Annotated in this window: 2 protein-coding genes; both read left to right on the forward strand. The window is 74.5% G+C overall.

Annotation, left to right across the window (positions count from 1 at the left end; translation table 11 throughout):
- The coding region (locus CCN51_RS21120; RefSeq protein ID WP_143675861.1) for a type I polyketide synthase at positions 1-2,922 on the forward strand (2,922 nt) is incomplete at its 5' end.
- Between the two features lie 10 nt (positions 2,923-2,932).
- The coding region (locus tag CCN51_RS21125; RefSeq protein ID WP_086859965.1) for a type I polyketide synthase at positions 2,933-9,122 on the forward strand (6,190 nt) is incomplete at its 3' end.

Raw genomic sequence — 9,122 nt, forward strand, 5'->3', positions numbered from 1 at the left:
TTCCAACACCAGCACTACTGGATCGACGCCTCCACCATCGGCGGCCAGGGCGATCCCCACAGTCTCGGCCTCGCCTCCGCCGACCACCCACTGCTCGGCGCCGCCGTCCGGGTCGCCGAGAGCGAGGAGGTGTTGCTGACGGGCCGGATCTCCACCGCCGGACACTCCTGGCTGGCCGACCACGCGGTGGCCGGTTCGGTGTTCCTGCCCGGCACGGCGTTCGTCGACCTCGCCGTGCGGGCGGGGGACGAGGTGGGCTGCGACCGCGTCGAGGAACTCGTCCTGGAAACCCCCCTGGTCCTCCCCGAGGACGGGGCCCTCCAGCTCCAGCTCGTCGTCTCCGCGCCACGCCAGGACGGCGGCCGCGGCTTCACCGTCCACGCGCGCGCCGACGGCCCCGACGACGCCGACCGGCCGTGGACCCGGCACGCGAGCGGCACCCTCACCACAGGTGCCCGGCCGGACGACTTCGACTTCACCCAGTGGCCGCCGGCCGGCGCCGAGCCGCTGTCCCTGGACGGTCTCTACGCCGGTCTCGCGGAGGCGGGCTACGGCTACGGGCCGGCGTTCCGCGGCCTGAAGGCCGCCTGGCGCCGGGGAGACGAGGTGTTCGCCGAGGCCGCGCTCGCCGAGGAACTGCACGGCGAGGCCGGACGGTTCGGCCTGCATCCCGCCCTGCTGGACACCGCGCTGCAAGCCGGTGGCATCGGGCAGGGCGGCCCGCCCGACGGGCAGATGCTGCTCCCGTTCACCTGGAACGGCGTGTCGCTGTACGCCACCGGCGCCTCGGCGCTGCGCGTCCGTATGGTCCCCAACGAAACGGCCGACGGGGTGTCGCTGAGTGTCGCGGACCCCTCGGGCCGTCAGGTCGCCTCCGCCGACGCGGTCGTCTTCCGCCCGGTCTCCCTGGAGCAGCTGAGCCGGGGCGGTTCCGAGCTCGACTCGCTCTACCGCGTCGAGTGGATCTCCGCCGAGCCCAGGCCGGAGGCGCTCGCCGACCGCGCGTGGGAAGTGGCGGGCGCCGACGGCCTCGGCATCACGAACGCGCTGGAACGCGCCGGACATGCCGTGCGCACCACCACGGATCTCGCGGAGTCGGCGCGGTACGTCGACGACGGCGCCCCCGTTTCCGACCTGATGGTGCTGGACTGCGCACCCCTCGCCGGCGGAGCGACCGCCCTCGACCCCGGACTCGCCGCCGCGGTCCACGACGAGACCGCACGGCTGCTCGGGGTTGTGCAACGCTGGCTCGCGGACGAGCGGTTCGCCGACTCCCGGCTGGTGCTGGTCACCCGCGGCGCCCAGTCGACGAGCGGCGACGAAGGGGTCACCGACCTGGTGCACTCCGCCCTGTGGGGGCTGGTGCGCTCCGCGCAACTGGAGAACATCGACCGGTTCGTCCTGGTCGACCTGGACGGCGCCGACCCGGACGCGGCGGCGCTGCTGCCCGGCGCCCTGTCCGTCGCGCTCGGGGCGGGTGAGCCGCAGGTGGCGGTGCGCCAGGGCGGTGTGGTTGTCCCGCGCCTGGCCCGTATCGGCCAGGACACCGCCCCCACCCCGCCGGACCTGCCCGGTCGGCGCCTGGACAGCGAAGGCACCGTACTGATCACCGGCGGCACCGGCACGATCGGCGGCGTGGTCGCCCGCCACCTGGTCACCACGCGGGGCGCCCGTCACCTGCTGCTGACGAGCCGTCGGGGCGCCGACGCGCCCGGCGCCGCCGAGCTGCGCGACGAACTGACCGCCCTGGGCGCAGAGGTGACGATCGCCGCCTGCGACGCCGCCGACCGCGACGCCCTGGCGGAGCTGCTGGCGGACATCCCGGCGGCGCACCCGCTGACCGGCGTCATCCACGCCGCCGGCGTGATCGACGACGGCACCATCCCCTCCCTCACCGGCGAGCGGCTGCGCGCGGTGCTGCGGCCCAAGGTGGACGCGGCGGTCAACCTGCACCAGCTGACCCGCGAGAAGGACCTCGCAACCTTCGTGCTGTTCTCCTCGACCGGCGGAGTGACCGGCGTCGGCGGCCAGGGCAACTACACGGCGTCCAACGCCTTCCTGGACGCGCTCGCCCAGGACCGCCGCGCCGCCGGGTTCCCCGGCCAGTCGCTCTCCTGGGGGTACTGGGAACAGACCAGCGGCATCACCGGCACCCTGGACGAGCGCGACATCGCCCGTATGGAGCGCTCCGGTATCCGGGCGATGTCGTCCGAGCAGGGCCTGGCCCTGTTCGACGCGGCCGAGCGCCGTCCCGAAAGCCTGCTGGTACCCGCCCGCCTCGACCCGGAAGCGCTGCGGGACCTCGCCGACGCCCGTGTCCTGCCCCGCATCCTCAGCGGCCTGGTGAGGCAGGCCCCTGCCCGGCGCGCCGCCGCGGCGGGGCAGCCCGCCACCGGGGACGACCTGACGATGGCGGAGCGCCTGGCGGGCCTCTCGGCGGCCGAGCAGAGCCGCACCCTGCTGGGGCTGGTGCGGCGCAACGTGGCGGCCGTGCTCGGGCTCGGCGATGTCCTCGCGGTCGATCCGTCGCGGCCCTTCAAGGAGATCGGCTTCGACTCGCTGACCGCGGTCGAGCTGCGCAACCGGCTCAGCCGGGTCACCGACACCACGCTGCCCTCCACCCTCGTCTTCGACATCCCCACCCCCGCACTGCTCGCCGAGCACTTGCGGGAACAACTGGTCTCCGAGGGGCTGAGCGGGTCGGAGGCCCTGATCCAGGAACTCGACCGGCTGGAGGACCACGTCGACCTGCTCGTCGACGACGGGGAACGGGACGCCGTGACAGCCCGCCTCGAAGCGCTGCTGACGCGGTGCCGCCAGAAACCCACGGCCGCGGAGGGCAATGGCGTCGCGGAGCGGCTCCAGGAGGCTTCGGCCGACGAAGTACTGCAGTTCATCGACTCCCACCTGGGAAGGGCCTAAAGAGGACGCCATGGCGAACCAGGAACAGCTGGTCGACTACCTCAAACGGGTGGCGACCGACCTGCATGACACTCAGCAGCGCCTCCGCGAGGTGGAGGCCCGGGACCGCCAGCCGATCGCGATCGTCGGCATGGCCTGCCGGTTCCCCGGTGGGACGGACACTCCGGAGGCCCTGTGGGACCTGGTGTCCGAGGGCCGCGACGTGATCTCCCCCATGCCCGACGACCGGGGCTGGGACCCCGGCATGTTCAACGACTCGGGCGAGACCGGCACCAGTTATGTGCGCGAGGGCGGATTCGTCCACGACATCGCCGACTTCGACGCCGACTTCTTCGACATCAACCCGCGCGAGGCGCTGGCCATGGACCCGCAGCAGCGCCTGCTGCTGGAGACCTCCTGGGAGGCCATCGAGCGCGCCCGCATCGACCTGACCTCACTGCGCGGCAGCAAGACCGGTGTCTTCGTAGGCGGCAGCACCGTCTACTACGCGGGCAACGCCGCGGGCGTGCCGCAGGACGTCGCCGGGTACCTGGCCACCGGGCTGGCCGCGAGCTCGATGTCGGGCCGCATCTCCTACACCTTCGGCTTCGAGGGCCCCTCCTTCACGGTGGACACCGCCTGCTCCTCGTCCGGGGTGGCCCTGCACCTGGCGGTGCAGGCGCTGCGCAAGGGGGAGTGCTCCCTGGCGCTGGCCGGCGGGGTGTGCGTGATGGCGACCCCCGGCACCTATCTGGAGTTCAGCAAGCTGAACGGGCTCGCCGCCGACGGCCGGTGCAAGGCGTTCGCGGCGGCGGCCGACGGCTTCGGGCCCGCCGAGGGCGTGGGCGTCCTGCTGGTGGAACGGCTGGCGGACGCCGAACGCCTCGGGCACCCCGTGCTCGCCGTGATCCGCGGCTCCGCGATCAACCAGGACGGCGCCTCCAACGGCCTCACCGCGCCCCACGGCCCTGCCCAGGAACGTGTCATCCGCGCGGCGCTGGCCGACGCCCAGCTGTCCGCCCGGGACATCGACGTGGTGGAGGCGCACGGCACCGGCACCTCGCTGGGCGACCCCATCGAGGCGCAGGCGCTGATCGCCGCCTACGGCAGGCGGCGCGCCGACGGCGGCCCGCTGTGGCTGGGCTCGGTCAAGTCCAACATCGGGCACACCCAGGCCGCCGCCGGCATGGCCGGGGTGATCAAGATGGTGCACGCCCTGCGCCACGGACTCCTGCCGCGCACCCTGCACGTGGACGAACCCACCCATCAGGTGGACTGGTCCGAGGGCACCGTACGGCTGCTCACCGAGGCGCGGCCGTGGCCCGAGGCCGGCGGCCCGCGCCGGGCCGGTGTGTCCTCCTTCGGCATGAGCGGCACCAACACACACGTCATCCTCGAACAGGCCCCGCCGGCCGAGGAGCCCGCCCCCGCCGCCGAGTCGCCGGTGGTCCCGTGGCTGGTGTCCGGGCGTGGCGAGGCGGCGCTGCGCGCCCAGGCCGCCCGGCTGCGGGACTTCCTCGCCGAGCGGCCGGAGGCGAGCCCCACCCGTGTCGGCTTCGCCCTGGCCGGCTCGCGCGCCGCGCAGTCGCACCGTGCCGCCGTGGTCGCCGCCGACCGCGACACCCTCCTGGCCGGGCTGGGCTCGCTGGCCGAGGGGACCCCCGCCGGCCACGTCGTCACGGGTTCGGTGAGCCCCGGCGCGACGGCGTTCGTCTTCCCCGGCCAGGGCTCGCAGTGGGTCGGCATGGCCCTCGCGCTGGCCGATGCCTCACCGGTGTTCGCCGAACACTTCCGCCGCTGCGCCGAAGCGGTCGAACGGCACACCGGCTACACCGTGGAGTCGGTGCTGCGGGCCGATCCCGGCGCCCCCTCGCTGGACCGGGTGGACGTGGTCCAGCCCGTGCTGTGGGCGGTGATGGTGGCCCTGGCCGAGCTGTGGCGTTCCTACGGTGTGGAGCCCGCGGCCGTGGTGGGCCACTCCCAGGGCGAGATCGCGGCGGCCTGCGTCGCGGGCGTGCTGTCGGTGGACGACGCGGCCCGCGTCGTGGTGCTGCGCTCCCAGGTGCTTCCCGAGCTGTCCGGCCGTGGCGGTATGGCCTCCGTGGCGCAGCCCGTCGAGCTGGTGGAGAAACACCTGGAGCGCTGGGACGGGCGGCTGAGCGTGGCCGCCGTCAACGGCCCCTCCTCGACCGTGGTCTCCGGCGACGCCGACGCCCTCGAAGAACTGCTGGAGGGCTATGAGGCCGATGGCGTGCGCGCCCGGCGCGTCCCGGTGGACTACGCCTCGCACTGCGCCCACGTCGACGCGCTGCGCGGCCCGCTGCTCGATGCCCTCTCGGGTATCGAGCCGAAGGCAGGCACCGTCCCGCTGTACTCGACCGTCACCGGGCGGCGTATCGACGGCACCACCATGGACGCCGGCTACTGGTACACCAATCTCCGCCAACAGGTGAGGTTCCAAGAGGCCACCGAGGCGCTCCTGGCCGACGGGCACGGCGTGTTCATCGAGTGCAGCCCGCACCCGGTCCTCACCATCGGCGTGCAGGAAACCATGGACCAGTCGGGCGCCAACGCCACGGCCCTCGGCACCCTGCGCCGGGACGAGGGCGGCTGGGACCGCTTCCTCCTCGCGCTCGGCCAGGCGCACGCCCATGGCGTCGCGGTGGACTGGAGCCGGGTGTTCCCGGACGGCACCAGCCCCGCCGACCTGCCCACCTACGCGTTCCAGCGGCGGCGTTACTGGCTGGATGCCACCGCCGGCGCGGCGGGCGACCCCGCAAGTCTCGGCCTCGCGCCGGCCGACCACCCGCTGCTGGGAGCCGTCACCCTCCTCGCCGAAGGCGATGAGGTGGTCATGACCGGCCGGCTCGGCCTGGACACCCATCCGTGGCTGGCCGACCACGCGGTGGCCGGCGCGGTGCTGGTGCCCGGCGCCGTGTTCGTGGAACTGGCCGTCAGGGCCGGTGACGAGGTGGGCTGCGACCGCCTCGAGGAAATGGTGCTGGCGAGCCCGCTGGTCCTCCCCGAGCAGGGCGGTTTCGACCTCCAGCTCGTGGTGGGCGGCGCCGACGAGGACGGCCGCCGTACGCTCGGCGTGTACGCCCGCCCCTCCGGGTCCGACCGGCCGTGGGTCCAGCACGTCACCGGCACCTTGGCGCCCGGCGGGGCCGCCCGGCCGTTCGACCTCGCCCAGTGGCCGCCCGAAGGCGCCCGGCCCGTGCCCGTGGAAGGCTGCTACGACCAGCTCGCCGAGGGCGGCTTCCGCTACGGCCCCGCCTTCCGCTCGCTGCGCGCCGTCTACCGGCGCGAGACGGAGGTCTTCGCCGAGGTCGTCCTCCCGGAGGAGCAGCGCGGGAAGGCCGCCGCGTTCGGCATCCACCCCGCCCTGCTGGACGGTGCGCTGCACGCCAGCGGACTGAGCGCGGTGCGCGGCGACAGCGAAGGCCGGATGGCGCTGCCGTTCGCCTGGAACGGCGTGTCGCTGGCCGCCACCGGCGCCGAGTTGCTGCGCGTCAGACTCGCGCCGGTCGGCGACGACGGCATGTCCGTCCACGCCACCGACGCCTCGGGACACCCGGTGATCTCGATCGAGTCCCTGGTGACCCGGCCGTTCACGGCGGGGCAACTCCCGAGCGGCGGCGGCGACGAGACGCGCGACGGGCTCTTCCGCGTGGCGTACACCCCGCTCACCGACCCCGAGCCTGGCACCGCCACCGACGACTGGACCGCGGTCGCCACCGGCAGCGAGCCCACCTGCTACGGAGTGCGCCGCTACGGCGACCTCGACGCGCTCGCCGCCGCGGTGGACGGCGGCCTGCCCGCCCCGCCGGTGACCCTGCTGCCCTGCGAACCGGCGCCGGACGACGGGGACCTCCCCGGTGCGCTGCGCCGCCGGCTGGGCGAGGTGCTGCACACCGTCCAGCGCTGGCTCGCCGACGAGCGGTTCGCCGTCTCCCGGCTGGTGGTGGTCACCCGCGGCGCGGTCGCCGCCTTCGAGGGCGACGACGTCACCGACCTTGTGCACGCCCCGGTGTGGGGCCTGATCCGCTCCGCGCAGTCCGAGCACCCGGACCGGCTGGTCCTGGTGGACCTCGACGGGCCCGAACTGCCGAAGGCGGTCGCCGCGGCCGTCGCCGTCGCGGTGGCCGCCGGTGAGAAGCAGATCGTCGTCCGGGACGGGACGGTGCGCGTGTCCCGCCTGGTCCCCGCGGTGTCCGGCGGCGCCCTGGCCCTTCCGGAAACCCCCCACTGGCGGCTGGACATCGCCGCTCCCGCCACGCTGGACAACCTGGGGCTGGTGGCGGCGGAGGAACCCGGGCCGCCCGCCCCCGGCCATGTCCGCGTCCAGGTCCGCGCCGCGGGCGTCAACTTCCGGGATGTGCTGATCGCGCTCGGCATGTACCCGGGCGACGGGGCGTTCCGCGGCAGCGAAGGCGCGGGCGTGGTGCTCGAGGTGGCCGAGGACGTCACCTCGGTGGCGGTCGGCGACCGCGTGATGGGCATGTTCCAGGGGGCCTTCGGCTCGACTGCCGTGGCCGACGCCCGCTCCGTCGTGCCGATCCCGCCGGACTGGACCGACGAGCAGGCGGCGGCCGTGCCCATCGCGTTCCTCACCGCCTGGTACGGGCTGGTGGACCTCGCCGGCCTCAAGGCGGGCGAGTCGGTCCTCATCCACGCCGCCACCGGCGGCGTCGGCACGGCGGCGGTGCAGATCGCCCGCCACCTGGGCGCGGTGGTCTACGCCACCGCCAGCCCCGGCAAGCACCCGATGCTGGAGGCGATGGGCATCGACGAGGCCCACCGCGCCTCCTCCCGCGACCTGGACTTCGAGGACGCCTTCCGCGCCGCCACCGGCGGCCGCGGCGTCGACGTGGTCCTCAACAGCCTCACCGGCGACCACACCGACGCCTCGCTGCGCCTGCTGGCCGAGAAGGGCCGGTTCGTGGAGCTGGGCATGACCGATGTCCGCGACCCCGAGCAGCTCGCCGAGCCGTACCCCGGCCTCCGCTACCGCGTCCTCGACCTGAGGGAGCCGGGAGAGGACGGCATCGGACGCATGCTGACCGAGATCCTCGGCCGGTTCGCGCGCGGCGAGCTGACCCACCCCGCGGTCCGCGCTTTCGACATCCGCCGGGCGCGCGACGCGTTCCGGCTGATGAGTCGGGCCGCTCACATCGGGAAGATCGTGCTGACACTGCCGAGGCCGCTCGACCCGGACGGCACGGTCCTGGTCACCGGCGGCACCGGCACCCTGGGCGGTCTGATCGCCCGCCACCTGGTCACCCGACACGGGGTGCGGCACCTGCTGCTGACCAGCCGCCGGGGCCCCGAGGCACCCGGCGCCCCCGCCCTGCGCGAGGACCTCGCCGCGCTGGGCGCCACCGTGACCGTCACGGCCTGCGACGCCGGCGACCGCGAGCGGCTCGCCGAGGTGCTGGCCGGCGTCCCCGACGCCCACCCGCTGACCGGGGTGGTGCACTGCGCCGGCGTCCTCGACGACGGCATGGTCGACGCGCTGACCCCCGAACAACTGGCCCGGGTCCTGCGGCCGAAGGCCGAGGCCGCGCTGCATCTGCACGAGCTCACCCAGGACGCCGACCTGGCGCTGTTCGTGTTGTTCTCCTCCATCGTCGGGGTGTACGGCAACCCCTCGCAGGCCAACTACGCGGCCGCCAGCACGTTCCTGGACGCCCTGGCCCAGCACCGCCAGGCCGGCGGGCTGCCCGCGCAGTCCCTGGCCTGGGGAATGTGGGAGGAGACCAGCGCGCTCACCGGTGAGCTGGACGACGGTGCCCGGCAGCGCATCAGCCAGGCCGGTATGGATCCGCTGCCCACCGAGCAGGCCCTGGCGCTGTTCGACCGGTCGTACGCCGTGGGTGACGCGCTGCTGGTCCCGATCCGGCAGTCCACCGCGGCCTCGCGCGGCGGCCTGGCCGCCGGCCGCACCAGGGCGCGGCGGGTCGCGGACAGCGGCGTGGCGGGCACCGGCGGCCCGTCGCTGACGGACCGGGTCACCGCGCTGCCGGAGGCGGAACGCGACAGCTGTGTGCTGGAGGCGGTGCGCGCGCACATGGCGGCTGTCCTCGGCCACGACTCGGCCGACGAGATCGCCCCCGACCGGACGTTCAAGGAGCTGGGCTTCGACTCGCTGACCGCCGTCGAGCTGCGCAACCGGCTCTCGGCCGCCACCGGCCTGCGCCTGCCCGCCACGTTCGTCTTCG

The organism is Streptomyces milbemycinicus (assembly GCF_002154605.1).
In the GTDB taxonomy this organism is placed as follows: Bacteria; Actinomycetota; Actinomycetes; order Streptomycetales; family Streptomycetaceae; genus Streptomyces; species Streptomyces milbemycinicus.